The 17542-nt window shown below is 72.5% G+C and carries 19 protein-coding genes; 6 read left to right on the top strand and 13 right to left on the bottom strand.

From position 1 onward, the window contains the following. Positions 1 to 72: 72 nt before the first annotated feature. Entirely contained in the window at positions 73 to 1023 is a 951-nt protein-coding gene (locus LGI35_RS24510; RefSeq protein ID WP_227296503.1) for a bacterial transcriptional activator domain-containing protein, read from the bottom strand. Here LGI35_RS24510 and LGI35_RS24505 point away from each other — a divergent pair. Further along, positions 1022 to 1297 carry a hypothetical protein gene (locus tag LGI35_RS24505; protein ID WP_227296502.1) on the top strand — a complete coding sequence of 92 codons (276 nt, stop codon included), beginning with the start codon at positions 1022 to 1024 and terminating at the stop codon, positions 1295 to 1297. The genes LGI35_RS24510 and LGI35_RS24505 overlap by 2 nt on opposite strands. 97 nt (positions 1298 to 1394) lie before the next feature. Here the strand turns inward: LGI35_RS24505 and LGI35_RS24500 are convergent, their stop codons facing one another. Both LGI35_RS24500 and LGI35_RS24495 read right to left on the bottom strand, forming a co-directional pair. Then, positions 1395 to 1802, bottom strand: a complete 408-nt coding sequence (locus LGI35_RS24500) for a rodlin (RefSeq protein ID WP_227296501.1) — start codon at positions 1800 to 1802, stop codon at positions 1395 to 1397. Positions 1803 to 1911: 109 nt separating this feature from the next. Continuing rightward, complete coding sequence (locus tag LGI35_RS24495) at positions 1912 to 2811, bottom strand: LCP family protein (RefSeq protein WP_227296500.1); 900 nt, start codon at positions 2809 to 2811, stop codon at positions 1912 to 1914. Positions 2812 to 3188: 377 nt separating this feature from the next. Here LGI35_RS24495 and LGI35_RS24490 point away from each other — a divergent pair, with 377 nt between their 5' ends. Beyond that, a complete protein-coding gene (locus LGI35_RS24490; RefSeq protein WP_227296499.1) occupies positions 3189 to 3428 on the top strand; it encodes a hypothetical protein in 240 nt (79 codons plus the stop codon). Positions 3429 to 3437: 9 nt separating this feature from the next. Here LGI35_RS24490 and LGI35_RS24485 read toward each other — a convergent pair whose 3' ends face one another. Beyond that, complete coding sequence (locus tag LGI35_RS24485; RefSeq protein ID WP_227296498.1) at positions 3438 to 3848, bottom strand: rodlin; 411 nt, start codon at positions 3846 to 3848, stop codon at positions 3438 to 3440. A 235-nt stretch (positions 3849 to 4083) separates the two neighbouring features. On the opposite strand from LGI35_RS24485, the gene LGI35_RS24480 reads away from it, so the two are divergent. The 3 genes from LGI35_RS24480 to LGI35_RS46295 all read left to right on the top strand — a co-directional run bounded on the left by LGI35_RS24480 (position 4084) and on the right by LGI35_RS46295 (position 5778). Then, positions 4084 to 4497, top strand: a complete 414-nt coding sequence (locus tag LGI35_RS24480) for a rodlin (RefSeq protein WP_227296497.1) — start codon at positions 4084 to 4086, stop codon at positions 4495 to 4497. A 226-nt stretch (positions 4498 to 4723) separates the two neighbouring features. Next, complete coding sequence (locus tag LGI35_RS24475) at positions 4724 to 4906, top strand: chaplin (protein WP_227300481.1); 183 nt, start codon at positions 4724 to 4726, stop codon at positions 4904 to 4906. Between the two features lie 95 nt (positions 4907 to 5001). Further along, on the top strand, positions 5002 to 5778 hold the full coding sequence (locus tag LGI35_RS46295; RefSeq protein ID WP_227296496.1) for a chaplin: 777 nt from the start codon (positions 5002 to 5004) through the stop codon (positions 5776 to 5778). 267 nt (positions 5779 to 6045) lie between these two features. Here LGI35_RS46295 and LGI35_RS24465 read toward each other — a convergent pair whose 3' ends face one another. Then, on the bottom strand, positions 6046 to 6327 hold the full coding sequence (locus LGI35_RS24465) for a hypothetical protein (RefSeq protein WP_227300772.1): 282 nt from the start codon (positions 6325 to 6327) through the stop codon (positions 6046 to 6048). A 429-nt stretch (positions 6328 to 6756) separates the two neighbouring features. On the opposite strand from LGI35_RS24465, the gene LGI35_RS24455 reads away from it, so the two are divergent. Beyond that, positions 6757 to 8124, top strand: a complete 1368-nt coding sequence (locus tag LGI35_RS24455) for a glycoside hydrolase family 26 protein (RefSeq protein ID WP_227296495.1) — start codon at positions 6757 to 6759, stop codon at positions 8122 to 8124. A 34-nt stretch (positions 8125 to 8158) separates the two neighbouring features. Here LGI35_RS24455 and LGI35_RS24450 read toward each other — a convergent pair whose 3' ends face one another. The 8 genes from LGI35_RS24450 to LGI35_RS24415 form a co-directional block, all read right to left on the bottom strand. Beyond that, on the bottom strand, positions 8159 to 9283 hold the full coding sequence (locus tag LGI35_RS24450) for a GNAT family N-acetyltransferase (RefSeq protein WP_227296494.1): 1125 nt from the start codon (positions 9281 to 9283) through the stop codon (positions 8159 to 8161). After that, entirely contained in the window at positions 9283 to 9945 is a 663-nt protein-coding gene (locus LGI35_RS24445) for a YveK family protein (protein WP_227296493.1), read from the bottom strand. The genes LGI35_RS24450 and LGI35_RS24445 overlap by 1 nt, the downstream gene beginning before the upstream one ends. Positions 9946 to 9952: 7 nt before the next feature. Further along, positions 9953 to 11095, bottom strand: coding sequence for a glycosyltransferase (locus LGI35_RS24440; RefSeq protein WP_227296492.1), 1143 nt, complete (start codon positions 11093 to 11095; stop codon positions 9953 to 9955). Beyond that, positions 11092 to 11793 carry a polysaccharide deacetylase family protein gene (locus tag LGI35_RS24435; protein ID WP_376228991.1) on the bottom strand — a complete coding sequence of 234 codons (702 nt, stop codon included), beginning with the start codon at positions 11791 to 11793 and terminating at the stop codon, positions 11092 to 11094. The genes LGI35_RS24440 and LGI35_RS24435 overlap by 4 nt, the downstream gene beginning before the upstream one ends. Before the next feature lie 97 nt (positions 11794 to 11890). Beyond that, the gene (gene murJ, locus LGI35_RS24430; RefSeq protein ID WP_227296491.1) at positions 11891 to 13555 is read right to left on the bottom strand and encodes a murein biosynthesis integral membrane protein MurJ; all 1665 of its coding nucleotides are present in this window, start codon (positions 13553 to 13555) and stop codon (positions 11891 to 11893) included. Next, on the bottom strand, positions 13552 to 14931 hold the full coding sequence (locus tag LGI35_RS24425; RefSeq protein WP_423835716.1) for an O-antigen ligase family protein: 1380 nt from the start codon (positions 14929 to 14931) through the stop codon (positions 13552 to 13554). Before LGI35_RS24425 ends, murJ begins: the two co-directional genes overlap by 4 nt. A gap of 4 nt (positions 14932 to 14935) precedes the next feature. After that, positions 14936 to 16408 (bottom strand): sugar transferase, encoded by a 1473-nt coding sequence (locus tag LGI35_RS24420; protein WP_227296490.1) that lies wholly within the window; start codon positions 16406 to 16408, stop codon positions 14936 to 14938. Beyond that, on the bottom strand, positions 16405 to 17538 hold the full coding sequence (locus LGI35_RS24415; protein ID WP_227296489.1) for a glycosyltransferase family 4 protein: 1134 nt from the start codon (positions 17536 to 17538) through the stop codon (positions 16405 to 16407). The genes LGI35_RS24420 and LGI35_RS24415 overlap by 4 nt, the downstream gene beginning before the upstream one ends. Positions 17539 to 17542 lie beyond the last annotated feature (4 nt).

Raw genomic sequence — 17542 nt, 5'->3', positions numbered from 1 at the left:
CCCCCTGAAGTCCTTCCCCGTCAGCCCGCGTCAGGTGCTGTCGGGCCCTGTCGGCCTCCCGTCCGCCGTCTGTCAGCGACCCATCGGCGTACTCTTCTGCGCCTGCCGTACATCGGACCCACGAAGGTCCCAGGAGCCGAGCGCACCGAGTACGGCGCCGCCGAGCCGGCCGGGTGTACCGACACCGGCGAACGGCACGAACCAGACCCGCCCTCGCCGGTACGCCTCCTGCCGGGTCACCGCCTCCACAGACAGCCTGGTCTTCCCGGCGCCACCGGGTCCGACGAGCGTGACGAGACGGGACCCGGCGAGCAGCGCGGCTGGCCCTTCGAGCTCGCCGTCCCGGCCCACGAAACTGGGGAGCGGCGCGGACATCGTGCTCGGCGCGGCCTCGGGCCGGGCAACGGGTCCCTCCAACTCGCCCCGCAGCAGCACCAGATGGCTCTCGCGCAGCTCCGCCGGCAGATCGACGCCGAGTTCCCCGCCGAGCCTGCCGCGCGTCTCGTCGTACACGGCGAACGCGTCGGACCGGCGGCCCGCAGCGGCCGGCGACCGCATCCGCAGTCCGGCCGATCGATCACTCAACAGCCTTTTCCTGCCCGCCACTTCGAAGGCGACGAGCGCATCGGCATGCCGCATGAGCCGCGGCTCCGCGTCGTTGGCCGAGTCCGCCGGGGCCGCTCGCCCCGCCGGCCGTCCACCAGCGCGTCGACGGACACCGGACGCCCGGCCTCGACGGGAAGCCCCGCGAGCAGCGTCCGCGGCCTGGCTCCCCCGCTGTCGACCGGCGCGCGTCCTCTGCCGTGCAGCCCCGCACCGAACTCGGCAGAGCGACTCGCACAAGTCCCGCCTCCCCCATGCCTCACCCCGGGCCCGTGTGCGGAGACGCCGGTGGCGTACAGATCTGCCACGCGCCCCGCCCGCCCCAGGACGGGCGATTCCGTACGACTTCGGTACGCCTCTCGGGTGGGCGGGCCGTCGCGCCCGTTTCCCCCGGAGCCCGTCGGCCGTTGCTGAGGGCATGATCTCCACACGACGTGTTCTCGCCGCGGTCGCTCTGGCCGCCGGCGCCTCCGCTCTCGCCATGCCCGCGGCCTCGGCCGCTCCCGTCGGTCCCCTCGGCGGCATGAAGCCGATCAGCCTCGACGACATCGCCACCAGCGCCGTTCCGGCCGAGCACAAGGCCGAGATCCCCAAGGTGAACGAGCAGCTCGCCGGCCTGAACCGGCTGAACGAACTGCACCAGGCCACCGACCTGGTGGCGCCGGTGACGGGGCTCCTCCCCTCGGTCGGCTAGGGAAACCGGACGGCTGCCGGACCGCAGTCGGACAGCGAAGGACGGGCACGAAAAAGCGGGGGCAACCGGACACCGGTTGCCCCCGCTTCCGCGACTACTAGTCGTTGTTGGTGCCGTTGGCGGCGAGAACCGGGATGTCGTTCAGGATGTGCGAGAGCGGCTCGTCACCCTTGGCCTGCGTGGAGTTCTCGACACACTGCTGGTTCTGCGGGGCCGACAGGACCGGGATGTCCTGGACGGCGATCGGCACGAGGCCGACCAGCGAACCGACGTTGGCCTTGGCCGGCAGGCCGACGCAGGGCTTGTTCAGCGAGCCCTGGACGAGCCCGAGCTGCGGGCTCATGCTGCCGTACGTGGCGGAGTTGCCGAACGCCTGCTCAGCGTTGTTGCCGCTGTTCGACGTGGTGCCCGTGTCGTCCCCGACAGCGAGGGCCTGGGGGGCTGCGACTGCCGACATACCAGCGACAGAGGCAGCGATGGCCGCGGTTGCCCACAGCTTCTTCATGGTGAATCCCTTCAATTGGCGGGCTCCGGTCACGGAGCCGCATGGTCATCAACTGAGCCGGGCTGATGCGGTTTCGCGGTGCAACCCGATTGGCCCAGCGCACTAACGGTCAGGAACAGGCCAGCGTGTTCCCGCGCACCGCCTTCTCGGCCCCGATGCGCGGGGGGTCGGAGGGCTTCACGGTCGAGTTGCGCGGGGTGAGGGTCCGGTCCTTGTCGAGCCTGGCGAACGTCTTCTTCGCCGCCGCCTTGTCCCACTTCAGCGTCTCTCCGACGCCTTCGATGACCGGGTTGAACCCGGCGATGGGCACGCTGGTGAACTCGGTCCGCGAAGGGGACAGTCGGCTCAGAGCGGTACTGAGGGAGACGAGTTCCTTCGGCGTGAACCCCTGGTCGACCTTCGTCGCACCGAGCACCGTCCGCGCCAGGTCGATCGCCCTGCCCGGATGGGCGAGGATCCCGCCGGTGGCGAGTCTGTGCATGACGCTGATCAGGAAACGGTGCTGGCGCTGGATCCGCCCCAGGTCGGCGCTTGCGTCCACATGGCGCGAGCGGACGTACTGCAAGGCCCTACCGCCCCCGAGGCGGTGCCGACCGGGCCGGAGGTCGAGCTTGGTCGCCGAGTCGGACAGCCGTCTGGAGGTGCAGACGTCCACCCCGTCGACCGCGTTCACGCTGTCCATGAACTGCCTGAAGTCGATCTGCAGATAGTGGTCGATCCTGACTTTCGTCATGGCCTCCACCGTGCGGACCGAGAGCGCGGGACCGCCCTCCGCGAAGGCCGTGTTGATCTTCGCGGGGTGGGCGGGGAACCGCTCCCCGGTGCCCGGGTCCCGGTGCGCGGGGATCTGCGCCCACGAGTCCCTGGGAAGGCTGACCACGCTGACCTGGTCACGCCGCTTCGAGACATGGATCAGCATCAGCGAATCGGTGCAGTTGCAGGCGACGCCACCGGCGTGGAACTTCTTCTTCTCCCGGCTCGAGATGGTGTCCCGGCCATCCGTCCCCATGAGCAGAATATTGGTGCCGGGACCCGCGGCAGGGCGGTTCACGGCGCCGCTGAACGCATCGACCCGCTGAATCCTGTACGGCAGCGCGGATACAGAATTGCCCACACCGGAAACCGCCGTCGCGATAAGTGCAGCAAGGGCTGCCGCACTCAGACCGACATTTCTCCGACGGCTGGTTCGTGAAGGGCGTTTCGTCACCGGATTCGCTCCACAGCAGAGGGACAGATCTGACGGCACCGTATGCCAGTCGAATACTTCGAACGGTGACCGCCCCGCGTGCCGCCGGGAAGTAACTCTTTCGCCCTAAAGGGAACTGTTTCGACTTCCGGAAAAGATGGAACAGAAGCCAGAGATCGCCACGAGGAAGGCGAAGTGCTGTGCCGGAGAACAAGAACCGCCGACCGTTCAAGGGCTTTATTCCGCAGAGCCGGGAGTCGCCCGAATACCGAATCGACGAACCCCTTTACGGGGAGCTGCTCGACAACTTCAGACAGCGGGGGAGAACGCTTCCCGGGCTGCCCGACCGGGAGTGGGACGAGATCGTCGCCCGGGACATCTGGCCCCGCGACGGCCAAGGCCGTTGGGCCGCCGGAGAGGCGGACGGCCCAACGGAATGACGCCGCGGCTCAGTTGTTGGACGTGCCGTTGGCCGACAGGACCGGGATGTCTTCCAGGATGTGCGAGAGCGGCTCGTCACCCTTGGCCTGCGTGGAGTTCTCGACACACTGCTGGTTCTGCGGGGCCGACAGAACCGGGATGTCCTGCACGGAGATCGGCACGGCGCCGAGCAGCGAACCGACGTTGGCCTTGGCCGGCAGGCCGATGCAGGGCTTGTTCAGCGAGCCCTGGACGAGCGCCATCTGCGGGCTCATCGTGCCGTACGTGGCGGAGTTGCCGTAGGCCTGCATGGCGCCGACGCCGCTCGTGGACGTGGTGCCACCGTCGTTGTCGATCGCCATGGCCTGGGGGGCTGCGACCGCCGAGATACCGGCGACCGAGGCGGCGACTGCGGCAGCCGCCATGACCTTCTTCATCATGCTGAATTCCCTTCTCGTTGCCCCCGACCCGGGAGCCCCCTGCCCAACTCCGATTTACGCACATGGTTGTCCGGGTTCACTCTGACGGGTCCACCCGGGCATCGCCGAATAAATGACTATCAGCCGATCGTTCTCTGTGTACGCAGCCCGACCGAGTGAAGTGCCGCAACCATTTCAGCCGAGTCCCTGTTGTCCGGGCAGCGTTAACTGGCGTCTGTGCGAAAAGGAACTGGAAATGCTTAAGAAGGCAATGGCAGCGGCTGCGGTCGCCGTTTCGGTCGTAGGCGTCTCGGCTGCGGCCGCCCCTCAGGCGCTGGCCCTCGGTGACGACGGCAGCACGACGTCCACGAGCGGCGTCGGCGCCAAGCAGGCGTACGGCAACTCCACCACCGCCGGTACCCAGAGCCCGCAGCTCGGCGCGGTCCAGGGCTCGCTGAACAAGCCCTGCATCGGTCTGCCGGTCAAGGGCAACGTGGGCCCGCTGCTCGGTGTGCTGGTGCCGGTCGCCGTCCAGGACGTCCCGGTCCTGTCGGCACCGCAGAACCAGCAGTGCGCGGAGAACTCCACGCAGGCCAAGGGCGACGAGCCGCTCTCGCACATCGTGGACGACGTCCCGGTCCTGTCCGCGAACGGCCGCGACAACGGCTGATCCACCGGCCCCGGAATCCCGGGTCGCCCGCCTTCTCCGGCGCGGCGGCCCGGTTTTCTTTGCCTCGAGAGCCCTTCTTTAACGCGTACGGCTCAATTCCCTTCCGCCTCACGGCTCGTTTTCACACCGAGGTGATGACCTCATTCATGAACGACGAGAGAAGGGTAAGAGAGTGAATCTCAAGAAGAGCGCCACGATCCTCGCCGGTGCTGTGCTGGCCCTGGGCATGGCCGCTCCGGCGTTCGCCGACACCGGTGCCGAGGGTGCCGCGCTCACTTCGCCGGGCGTCATCTCCGGCAACGTGGTGCAGGTCCCGGTCGACGTCCCGGTCAACCTGTGCGGCAACACCGTCGACGTGATCGGCGCGCTGAACCCGGCGCTCGGCGACGGCTGCGCCAACAACGACTGATTCAGCGCCACGGCCGTCGGGCCGCGGCTTCGCCGGCCTTGGACGCGTCCAGCACTCCAGGGCCGGCTTTCATCTGCGAGCAGGAAGACAACTAGATGCGACAGGCCCTGAACTTGGGAATGGTCGCGGCTGCGGCCGCGACGAGCATTCTGTCCCTGCCGGGCTCCAGTGCGTTCGCCGCGTCGGGCGCAGACGGGCAGGCGACGGGCTCCCCCGGCATTCTGTCGGGCAACACGGTCCAGGCCCCCCTGGACGTCCCGGTGAACGCGTGCGGCAACACGGTCGACGTCGTCGCCGCACTGAATCCGACCTTCGGCAACTCCTGTGCGAACGACGGGGGTTCGCGCCCGTCGCCCACTCGCGGCGGCGGCTCCGACCGCGCCGTCGGCGGTGCGGCCCACGGGACCGGGGACGACGGAAACGGCGGCGGTGACGACAGGTCCGGGGGCGGTACCCACGCCCGGAGTGACACACGGAACTCGCCCGGCATCCTGTCGGGCAACTCCGTACAGGGTCCGGTGGACGCTCCCGTCAACGTGTGCGGGAACTCCGGGAACGTGATCGGTGCGGCCAACCCGGCCATGGGCAACCGCTGTTCCTCCGGAGTGGCCACCCCGGAGGAGATCTCCGAGGTGCCTCCGCCCACCGTCCGTACCGTCGAGCCCCCGGCCACGGTCCAGCCGCCGGCGGTGCAGAGGCTGACTCCCCCGCACGCGACGGTCCCCGTGCAGCACACCCATGTCACGGGCGGGCGGACGCAGTTGGCGCAGACCGGGGCGGACCAGGATCTGCTGGCCGCCGCGGCGGCGAGTGCGGGGCTGCTGATCGGTGGCGGGATCCTCTACCGGCGGGGACGTACCGCCGCCCGGTGACGCGATCGCCGTACACCAGGCCGGGAAGAGCCGATGTTCGTGCTCTTCCCGGCCGGCGGAGAGGGCCGTTCAATCGCTTGCTGCCAACCCACGGCGTAATCGCCGACGGCTGGTGGGGGAGGCAGCCGGCCCCTCTTACAACCGGGCCAGTCCACCACCGGTCGGCCCTCGCCGTGGAACCCATTCACCCGTTCGCCCGCACCGTCACTCCAAAGGACGCCACGGGCGCGAACGCACCCGCGCCGGTCCCGGTCACCTGTCCGACGTTCAGCGGTCGGCCGTCGCCGGCGAGCCGTGTGCCGGCCTGCCGCCCGGCACCGTGAGGCCCCCCGAGAGGCGCCCGCCGCGCAGTCGCCGTACGACCCCGGCCACGAGATGCAGCACGGTCAACGACCCGCCCCGCACGAAGCGCATCGACGGGCCGACGTCCGCCGCGGCCATCACGCCCGCGCGGAAGAGCCCCGGCCTACGTGACCCGAAGCCCGACGCAGGGCGTCGCTTGCGGGTCCGCACCGAGTCCCGCACGCAGCGGGGGGCGAGCATCCCCATCGGCCGCTTCCCCCTCGCTGTGCACCATGCGGGGGCTGCGCAGACCGGGCCCGGCGGGACCAGCCGGGACGGCTCCACTTGGCGACGACGGACGCACCGAGATCCCGTACGGCGCAGCGGGCCCCCTCCCGGGCTCTGCGCGACGACCGTGCCGGACCGTCGTTGGAGGCTTCCCCGCGAGGCGGCCACCACATGGACGTGACTCCCGTGCGGCCGACTGGCCGGACGGCGGCGGGCGTTCCGTGGTGGAAGGGGTCGGGGCCGATCCGCAGCAGCACGGCGGGAACTCCGTTGTCGAGCACGCGGGGAGGCTCCTGGTGATAGCCCGAACGGGCGACGAAAGTGGCGTACGGGGGCCCCCGGTTGGCGCATTACCCATTCGTGTGACTGAGTGTCAGCAATGAAAGAAGCGCGGCACGAGGAGTAGGCATGTCCCCACAACGCCGAAGGGCCACGAGCCGGCACATCCCCTTGAAGAAGACGGCCGGGATCTTCGCGTCAGCGGTGATCGCGTCCGGTTCGGTCTCCGCCGGAACGGCCGGGGCCGCCACGCCCGGCGACACGCCACCGGCCGAATCCGCCTCCCGCGTCCCCGGGGTGGCACAGCCGTCGGTCGCACCCGCCGGGACCCCCGCACCGGCACGGGTCGACACGCCCGCCCCCACCACGGCACCCACACCGGCGCCCACCCCCACAGGCGGCCTCACGGGCACCCAGGCGTACACCTCGACGTTCCCCGCGTTCGGTGCCTACCTCGACTACGGGCCGAGCGGCGTGCAGCGCATGGGACGGTTCAGCAAGTGGCTCGGCGGCTCCGAACTGCGCGTCGGGCACACCTATCTGCCGGGCGACCGGTGGAGCAACATCGAGGGCGCCCCCGGATTCCTGGAGGACTGGGCGAGGTGGCGGCGCGAGCGGGACGACCGGCTCTTCGTGCTCAACGTCCCGATGCTGGAGCGCAACGAGGAGCAGGTCGGTGACGCGGAGGTCCGCTCGCTCCTGCGGCAGGGCGCGGCCGGCGCCTTCGACGAGCACTTCCGCCGTCTCGCCCAGCGCCTCGTCGACCTGAAGGTCCCGGACACGGTGCTCGTGCCCGGCTGGGAGATGAACGGGACCACGTACACGCACCGGTGCGGGCCCGACCCGGAGGCCTGGAAGGCGTACTGGAAGCGGATCGTCACGACGATGCGGTCGGTGCCGGGGCAGAAGTTCCGCTTCGACTTCACGCCCAGCCGGGGCCTCGACGCCGTGCCCTGGACCAAGTGCTATCCGGGCGACGACGTGGTCGACGTGATCGGCATGGACGCGTACGACCAGCCCGAGGGCAAGTCGTTCTCCGAGCAGGTCTCGGAGCCGTACGGGCTTCAGGCGCACGTCGACTTCGCCAAGGCGCACGACAAGGCCATCTCGTACCCGGAGTGGGGCCTGTTCCGTAACGGGGACAACCCGGAGTACATGCGGCGCATGATCGGGTGGATCGACCGGCACAAGCCCCTCTACAACACGATCACGGACTACTGCCCGCACGGTGTCTGGCAGTGCGACGAGAACCCCCAGGCCTCACAGGTGTACCGCTCGATGCTCTCCGGCCGCCTGGAGCCGTCACTGCCGAAACCCACGCAGCCCACGCAGCCCACGACACCCGAGACTCCGCCGGTCACACCTCCGGTGACGCCGCCGGTCACACCTCCGGCGACGCCGCCCAGCTGCGCGCCGCTCGACCTCGGCGACTGGGTGGAGTACTGGCTCGGCGGGAAGCTGTGCCTGCGGTTCGACTGGTGGTCGCGGCGCTCCTGACGCGCCGGTGTCCCGGACGGTGGCGGCGCGGTCGTCACGACGTGCCGCCACCCCGGGCCTTCCACGCTTGCAGCGCCCTCTTGCCGAGGCGGCGTGCCGTCACGTCGCCGACGGCGAGGGCGAGGCCCGCCGACGTGCCGGGGCGGGCCAGGACGAAACGCTGGTTGACGACGCTGTGGGGACGCCACTGGTACTTGTACGGCTCGTCGCCCCGCAGCAGGCTCAGGGAGCCGGAGGCGCGCTCCCGGACGTGCTCGCTGCACGAACGCAGCAGCATCGTGGTGATGTCGGCCTTGCGTTCGCGCAGACCCGGATGGGCGCCGTACAGATAGCCGCCGACCATGCGCGGCGACAGGAAGGTCAGGTCGGCGGCGAGGACCGTCTCGTCGATGCGGAACTCGGTCACGACCGCGTCGCCCGACCTCGCCATGCGGGAGACCGAGCGGGTGAGGTGCTCGGAGAAGCGCGGCCTGAGGTGCTCCGTCGTCACCTTGCGGCCCTGCCACTGGAGTCGGTGCAGTTCGACCAGGCGTCGCACCGAGCTGTCGATCTCGTCCTGCGGGACGACACGGCGCTCGATCCCGAGGGCGTCCAGCTTGCGCACCTTGGCGCGGGCGCGCTGCCCCCGGGACCCCTGCAGCCGGCCCACGATCTCGTCCATCGAGACGGGCGGCAGCTCCAGGCAGAGGGAGTCGTCGAGGCGGCGCTTCGGCCCGGGCCACCGTTCGTAGAGGCGCTCGACGGCGCTTCCCGGGCGCGCCTCACGGAAGTCGATCACCTGGGTGCGGGCGAGCCGCCACAGCGCGTCGCCCAGCGCGCGGGCCCCGGCGCCTTCTCCCTCGCCGCCACCGCCGTCGTCGACGAGGACGTCGCAGAAGTCGGAGATGCTCCCGCCGAGCGGCACCAGGACCGGCAGGGGCCGCCACCGCCGCATCAGCGGCGCCACGGCGACCAGGCGCCCGCCGTCACGGACCAGGACCACGCACAGGCCGCGCCCTGACCCGTACGAGAGCCACCAGGAGTGCAGCCAGGCATGGCTCTGGAACGGGGTGACGGTGCGTGAACTGCGGTACAGCGCCTCCCACTCCCGGCCCAGCTCGCCGAACCGGACGCTGTCGGTGCACACCTCGACCGACAGGTCCCCGCCCCCGGGCCGCATCAGACGTTCCCGTGCAGATCCGCGGCCGCGGCGGGCCCGGGGACGGTCGCGTTCGTCTCCGTCCGCTCGCGCCGGGGCCGGACCAGCATCACGAGCCCGCCGAGGAGGCCGCCCGCGGCGACGCCCACGAGCGCGGTCACCTGGGGGGACGCCGAGGACGGCGCGGTGGGCTTCATCGCGCGCGAGAACTGGAGGAGCTTCACCTTGGTGCTGGCCTGCGTGCGGTTGGCGTCGGCGGTCAGCGCCCGCGCCACCGCGTTGGCCATGGCGGCGGCCTCGCGCGGCTTCGCGGACGTCGCCGACACCGCGACCATCGGCGCGTCCGGCGACGTCTGCGCCTGCACGCTGCTCTGGAGCTTCTTCACGGGAACCCCCGCCCGCTTCTGGGCGTCGCCGAGCACCGCGATCTGGGTGGCGACACGTCCGTAGGCCTGGGCGAAGCCGAGCGCCGCCGAGGGGTCGGACTTCTCGTCCGGCACCGCGATCACATAGCTCGTGGCGGAGTACTGCGGCGTCTTCAGGCCGCCGTACGCAACGCCTGCGGCACCGCCCAGGAGGACCCCGGCCACGATCAGCGACCACAAGGGGAGGCGCTTCACGCGGGCGGCCGTCCGGGCGAGGGGACCGGCCGGGCGGACCCGCCGGTGCGGAACATCGGTCATCACTGACTCACTCTCGAACTCTCGAATCCGAACCGCCCAGGGCCGCCCCGTACAGCCGCAGGTGCTGTTCGGCGGATCGGGCGATGCTGTAGTGGTGGGCTGCGGGGGACGGGGTGCGGCCGGAGGGACGGGCCGCCACGATTCGCAGCGTCTGTCGTGCGAACGACTCCGCGTCGCCGGGGACGCGGACGGCCGCGGACTCCAGGTGCGGCGGCAGGTCCTCGACCGCCGGGCAGCTGACGTAGAGGACGGGCAGCCCTGAGGCGAGTGCCTCCACGACGGCGAGGCCGAACGCCTCCTCGTCCGACGGGGAGGCGAGCAGGTCCATCGCGCTCATGAGGGCCGGCAGATCGGGGTCGCCGACGCGGCCCGAAGGCGACGCGTAGGGGCGCTCGCCGGCGAACACGACGCGGCGCACGACGCCCAGCTCCTGGGCGAGCCCGCGCAGCCGCTGCTCCTCGGGACCGTCCCCGACGAGGAGCAGCCTTACGTAGTCGGGCAGTCGGGCCAGGGCCCGCACGAGGACGTCGAAGCGCTTGCCGGGGACGAGACGGCCGACTCCCCCGATGACGAAGTCGTCCCGGTGCAGGCCGAACACATGGCGGGTGGCGTCGCGCTGCGCCGGGTCGTGGGCGAAGCGCTCCACGTCGATGCCGTTGGGCACGACGTGGATACGGTGCCGGGGCACCCCCCACCGCGCGAGGCGCTCGGCCACCGACGGGGAGACCGCCAGGGTGGCCCGGCCCACCCGCTCGCCCGCCAGATAGAGCGCGCGGACACCGGCGGACAGCGGGCGCCCCTCCATCCGGCTCTCGCCCAGCGAGTGCTCGGTGGCGACCACGGCGCGGACCCCGGCGAGGCGCGCGGCGAACCGGCCGTAGACGCAGGCGCGGTACAGGTGGGTGTGCACGAGGTCGTAGCGGCCGTCGCGCACGAACCGGGTGAGCCGGGGCAGCGCGCCCAGGTCGCGGTTCCCGGTCATGCCGAGGTGCACGACGCGGATGCCGTCGGCGGTCAGGCCGCGGGCGACGGCGCCCGGGTTGGTCAGCGTCACCACGTCGCTGTGGACGGGCAGATGACGCAGCAGGAGCCGCAGCTGCTGTTCGGCTCCCCCGGTGCCGAGGCCCGTGATGACGTGCAGGGTCCTCATGTACGGGCCTTCGGCTCGGTGGTCCGGCGGCGGCGCAGGCGGTGCAGGCGCAGCTTCAGTTCGAGGCGCCAGGCCGCGTCCTCCTGGCCGACGTGGACGCGCGGCAGGGCGAATGCGCCGGTGAGGTCGCCCGGTGAGATGGCGCAGGCGTAGCGGTATCCGGCCTGGCGCACGGCGTCCGCGGCACGGCGGTCGACGGTGCCGTAGGGGTAGCAGAAGCCGGGGACCTCGCGTCCGGTGAGTTCCTCCAGGCGTCTTCGGCTGTCCTCGGTCTCGGCGCGCAGGACGTGGTCGTCGACGCGGGTGAGGTCGACGTGCGTCAGGCCGTGCGAGCCGATCTCGATGCCCGCGGAGGCGGCGGTCCGGATGCCGCGTTCCGACAGGAGCGGCTTGCGCGGGCCCAGCGGGTCCCACTCGTTGACGCCGTCGAGGCGTCCGGGCAGGACGAACAGGGTGGCGCCACAGCCGTAATGGCGCAGCAGCGGCAGGGCGTTGTCGACGAAGTCGCAGTAGCCGTCGTCGAAGGTGAGCCCCACCAGGCCGCGGTCCGTACCGAGCGCGCGGGCCTGAAGGAGCTCCGCCATGCCCACCCCGCGCAGCCCGCGCCTGCGCAGCCATCGGAGCTGTTCCTGGAGGCGCTCGGGAGAGACCGTGACGCGGTACGGGTCGTCGCGGCAGTCGTCCACGGAGTGGTACATCGCGACCCACATCGGCGCGTCCGGGAGCAGCCGGCGGGTGCGCTCCGAGAGCCACGGCCGGGCGCGCGGAACGTCTCCCGTCTCGATGCGTCCTGTGTCAACGGGCATGCCGGAGCCTCCTGGTCGCGGAGCGGACAACGGGAACGAGCGGCGCGAGGGACTCGGCCCTCAGCGCCCACAGGAGAAGGACGAACACGGTCGTCACGGCGAGACACCCGGCGGCGCCCGCCGCGAGCGGCGACGTGAAGGAGGCCGCGGTCATCAGCCCCGCCACGGTCGCGCCCGAGGCGGCGAGCAGCGGCTTGCCCATCTCGGCCAGGACCCTGGAGACGTCGACGGGGACGCTGCGCCGGTCCATCGCGGCGAGGAGGAGTACGGCGGTGAGGGTGATCCCGAACGCGTTGGCGCCGGCGATGCCCCGTACGCCCCACAGGTCGACCGCCCAGGAGCCCACGCCGGCGGTGGCGCCCATGCCCACGGCCATCGCGCCCACCGGGTACCAGGTGGGGCGGCCCGCCGAGAAGTAGGAGCGGACCAGGGCGCCCACCATGGAGTGGCCGAGGAGGCCGAGGGCGTAGACGCGCATGACGGACGCCGTGGCGGCGGTGTCGTCGGCGGTGAACGCGCCGCGCTGGAACAGGACATGGATGATCTGCGGGGCGCAGGCGAAGATCGCGGCGGCGCCGAGGAGGACCACGCAGGCGGCGAGGCCGAGGTCACGCTCGACGCGGGCGCGGGCCGCCGCGATGTCGCCGCGCGCCACGGCCTGCGCCACGACCGGGAACGTGACGGTGCACAGCATCAGGGAGAGCACCATCGGCAACTGGGACACCTTCTGCGCGTAGTTCAGGTGCGAGATGGAGCCCGCGGCGAGCGACGAGGCGAGGAAGCGCTCGATGAACACCTGCGACTGCTTGCACAGGGCGAACGCCAGGACGGCGGCGATGAGCCCGAGGTGCATGGCCCGCCCCTTGGCCGCGGCCTCGTCCCCGGCCTCGCCCGCGAGCCGCTCGGCGGCCTTCGCGGAGATCAGCCTCCGGTGGAACGCGGGCAGTTGGATCGCCACCATCAGACAGCCGCCGACGGCCACACCCATCGCGGCGGACCGCACACCGAAGCGCGTCCCGCACACGAGCATCGTGGCGATGATGCCGATGTTGTACGCGACGTAGATCGCGGCGGGCGGCACATAGCAGCCGTGGGCCCGCAGCGCCGCGCTGCAGTATCCGGTCAGGCCGAAGGTGAGGGCGCAGGTGGCGGTCAACCGTGTGCAGTCGACGGCCAGTTGGGGGTCGGGCAGGCCGGGCGCCAGGACGTGCACGAGGAAGGGGGCCCCGGCGATGAGCAGCGCCGCCGCGGTCAGGAACGCGAGGCCGAAGCGGGGCAGTGACGACGAGACGAGGGACCGTACGGGATCGGTGCCTCCGGCCTGCGCGCGGCGGGCGACGGCCGCGCTGAACGCGGGCACGAGCACGAACGCCAGGCCGTCCTCGATGAGGAGCGTGGAGGCGAACTCCGGGACCGTCCAGGCGACCAGGAACGCGTCGGTCTCGCTGCCCGCGCCGAAGAGGCGCGCGAGGGACTGGTCACGGCCCAGACCGAGGAGCGCCCCGGCGGCCGAGAGGAGGGCCGTGAGCAGCGCGGCCCGCGCGAGGCGGCTGTTCGACGCTCCGGAGAACTCGGTGGCGGACGGCTCGGTGCGGAGCTGGGCGGGCAGGCCCACGCCCGTCCGGGTGTCGCCGTCCGTGGTGGGGAGGGTCACGGCGTCGCCGCCTTCTTCAGGGACGCCTGCGGCGCCAGGCCCCACCAGGCGACGAGGCCGAGGACGAGGGCGGTCAGGACGGTCGACGGACCGCCGATGTCGGCGTACACGAAGTCCACGAGCTGCCAGCCGAGCAGGCCGCACGCGACGAGGCCGCAGTCCTGGCCGGGCCGGGTGCCCGCGCCGCGGCCGAGGCGGCGCAGGGCGAGCAGCAGCAGCGCGACCCAGCCGCCCGCGAGGGCGACCAGGCCGATCAGGCCCTGCTCGCTGAGGATCAGCAGGTACATGTTGTGCGGGGACAGCAGCGGCTGGCGCCTGAACGCGGCGCCCGCGCCCTCCGTGTCGCTGCCCGAGGAGAGCGCGAGCGAGGCGTGGCCGTCGCGTTGGGCGACGAACCCCTTGAGGCCGACGCCCGTCACCGGGTGCTCGCTCCACATGTCGACCGCCGCGGCCCACATCGTGTACCGGTCGGTGACGGACTGGTCGGGGGCGTCGGCGACCTGCGTGATGCTGCTCATGCGCTCCTGGAGCAGCTGCGTCCCGACGCCGAAACCGCCCACCAGGACGACGGCCACCGCGGCGGTCACGGCGAACAGGCGGACGGCGCGCCGCACCCCGGCGAGCAGCACCTGCGCACCGCAGGCCACGACGGTCGCGATCCACGCGCCCCGGCTGAAGGACAGCGCGAGCGGCAGGAGCAGCGCGAGCGCGCACAGCAGGGCGGGCATGCGCCGGGCGGCGGTGCGGGCGCCGAGGGCCAGGCCGACGGCGGCCACGAGCCCGTACGACACCACCGTCGCCATCCCCATGACGTCCGTGGGGCCGAAGGTGCCGACGGCGCGGATGTCCTCGCCCGCGTACGAGGCGCCGGTCCCGGTGAGGTACTGGTGGATGCCGATGCCGCCCTGCCACAGGGCGAGCCCCACGAACGACCAGGCGAGCAGCCGGAAGTCGCGGCGGTCGCGGACCAGGACCAGGACGGACACGGGGACGAGGACGAAGATCTGGCAGTAGCGGACCAGGCCGACGAGCGCGGCCGAGGGAGAGCCGGCTTCCACTGCGGCGACGGCGATCCCGACGACGGGCATCCCCAGGATGATCGCGGCCGTACGCGTCAGGGGCCGCTCGGCGCGGCGCAGGGTGACGGCCACGCAGGCGGCTACGACCAGGCCGGAGACCGCGTCGGCGAGACTGCCGCCCCCGGTTCCCGCCGAGCCGGGCGTCAGCGGCAGGCCGAGCACGGCGACCATGAGCAGGACGGGGAGCACGGGCGCGCACCGGCCGAGGACGGCGACGAGCGCGGCGGCCGGAGCGGGCCGCGCACCTGTCGGATCCGGAGCCGTACGCGGACCGGCGTCCGCGGGAGAGGCAGTCACCGGGTCAACTCCCCGTGGAACGTACGAGCGCGGCCGCGGTGCGCACCAGGATGCTGATGTCCAGCCACAGCGACCAGCTGTCGATGTACGCGTTGTCGAAGCGGGCGCGGTCCTCGATGGAGGTGTCGCCGCGCAGGCCGTGGATCTGGGCGAGGCCGGTGATGCCGGTCGGCATGCGGTGCCGCTCGGCGTATCCGGGGTGGGTCTGACTGAACTGCATGACGAAGTAGGGGCGTTCGGGGCGCGGGCCGACGAGGCTCATGTCGCCGCGGAACACGTTCCACAGCTGGAGCAGCTCGTCCAGGGAGGTGCGCCGCAGGAACCGGCAGAACCACGCCATGCGCTTCTCGTCCGCGACGCTCCACCGGGTGGCGGACTCCAGCGCGTCGCTCGGGCGGTGCGTGCGGAACTTCAGCAGCGTGAAGGGCTTCCCGCCCTTCCCGACGCGCTCCTGCCGGAAGACGACGCCGGGCCCCTCCGCCAGGCGCAGCCACACGGCGCACACCAGCAGGACCGGGCTGGCCAGGACGAGGAGGGTGCCGGAGACGACGAGGTCGAGCGCGCGCTTGCCGGCGCTGCCGCGGCGGCGGGCGGGCGGGCTCGGACGGTAGCGGAAGCCCGCGAGGTGCCGGGCCGCGTCACCGGAGCGCGCCGGGTACGGGGCGGCCGACGGGTCGAACTCCCATACACCGCAGCCGTATTCGCCGAGCACCGCCAGCCAGGCCGCCCGGTCGGGCGCCGCCCCCTCCAGAAGGAGCGCCCGCCGCACCCCGTTCTGGATGATCGCGCGGCGCAGTTCGTCGGCCGTGCCGAGGACGGGCAGGTCGGGCCCGTCGTGGTCGGGCGGGTGTTCGGACTCCTTGTCCACCAGGATGCCGACCGGGCGCACGCCCGACCCCGGGTGGCGCAGAAGGGCGGCGGCGACCGGCCGGGCGAGGGTCTCGGGGCCGATCAGGAGGGTCGGGCAGGGGCGGCGCGCGGCGGCCTCGCGGCGCCGCCAGTAGACGAGGCCGCGGCCCGCGCCCGCGAGGAGACAGTGCAGGCCGGCGCCCGCCGCGAGCGTCCCGGCCGGCAGCGGATCGAGGTGCGGGAACCCGGCGAGGACGGCCGCCATGACGCACCAGATCACCACGACGCGGCCGCCGATCGCGGGCCAGTCGTCGAGCAGGAGACGGGGCGCGTCGCCGCGGTAGAGGCCCGCGCGCGCGTTCGCCGCCGCGGCACCGGCGGCCAGCGCGATCACGAGCAGAGGGTGACGCTGGACCGGTGCGATCACGAGGGTGCTCAGCACCGCGGCCGTACCGTCCGCCGCGAGGAGGGACGTGCAGGCGGGGTGCCGCGCGGCCGTGCGTCTGCCCGCCGGTGACGGGCGGCCGCCCGCCGCGGCGCGTGGCGGGATGACCGAGGCGAGGAGGGTGCTCGGTGCAGTGGCGCGTGGCTGCCCCGCGGGGGAGGCAACGGTACGTTCCGCGGTCACGTGTTGAGGGGCTCCCTGCACTCGGTGGGCTCCGCGCCCAGTAGTTCGCGGTACACGTCTGCGACCGCGTCGGCGGTGCGCCGCACGTCGTGGTGCGCACGCGCGTGCCGTAGGGCGAGGCCGCCGAGCGCGCCGAGCCGGTGGGGGTCGCGCAGCAGACCGGTCAGCGCGCGGGCGAGCCCGGCGGGGTCGTCCGGCGGTACGAGGCAGTGGGCCGCGAGACCGGCGGGCAGGCTCTCGCGGGCGCCGTCCACGTCGGTGACGACGACGGGCCGCCCGCAGGCCATCGCCTCCAGGGGCGCGAGCGCCATGCCCTCCCAGCGGGACGGCAGCACCACGAGGTCGGCCTGCCGGTACCAGGGCACGGGGTCGTCGGCCCCCACGAACCGCACGGAGGCGGTGGCCTGCCGCCGCAGCGCCGCCGCGTCGGGCCCGTCCCCGACCAGCACGAGCCGCGCCCGCGGGAACCTCTCCTGTACGAGGGGCCAGGCGCGCACCAGGACGTCCTGGCCCTTCTGGCGGCAGATGCGTCCGACGCAGACCACCAGCGGGTCGGCGGTGGCCTCGCGCGGTTCGGCGGCGGGCAGGAAGCGGGTGAGGTCGACGCCGTTGGGGATGACGTCCCAGCGCGCGGTGATCCCGGCACGCTCGCCCGTAGCGCGCTCCGCCTCGCTGACGCAGACGACCCGGGAGGCCCAGCGCGCGCCCCGGCGCTCCCACTCGAGGGCGAGCCGGGCGGAGGGGCCGTCGACCGCCTCGAAGGACCAGGCGTGCGGCTGGAACACGGTGGGGACACGGCCGCGCACGGCGAGGCGGGCGGCGAGTCCGGCCTTGGCGCTGTGCGCATGGACGAGGGTCGGCCGCACCTGTGCCACGAGCCGTGCCAGGCCACGTACTTCGCGGGCGATGCCGGGCCCGGGCGAGCGGGTCGCCTGCCACGGCAGTACGTCACAGCCGATGCGGCGCAGCGACCCGGCCAGGGGCCCGTCGGGCGGGCAGGCCACGCTGATCCGCATGCCAGCGGAGAGCTGTGCCTCCGTCAGATCACGGACGACGCGGGCCACTCCGCCGTCGACGGGCTGGGTGACATGGAGGACACGCGGCCGAGGGGGTGTCGCTGTCGGTTGCATGCGC

Source organism: Streptomyces longhuiensis, assembly GCF_020616555.1.
Taxonomy (GTDB): domain Bacteria; phylum Actinomycetota; class Actinomycetes; order Streptomycetales; family Streptomycetaceae; genus Streptomyces; species Streptomyces longhuiensis.
Note: the sequence above shows the minus strand (reverse complement) of the source record. Positions and strands in the feature narration are given on the sequence as shown.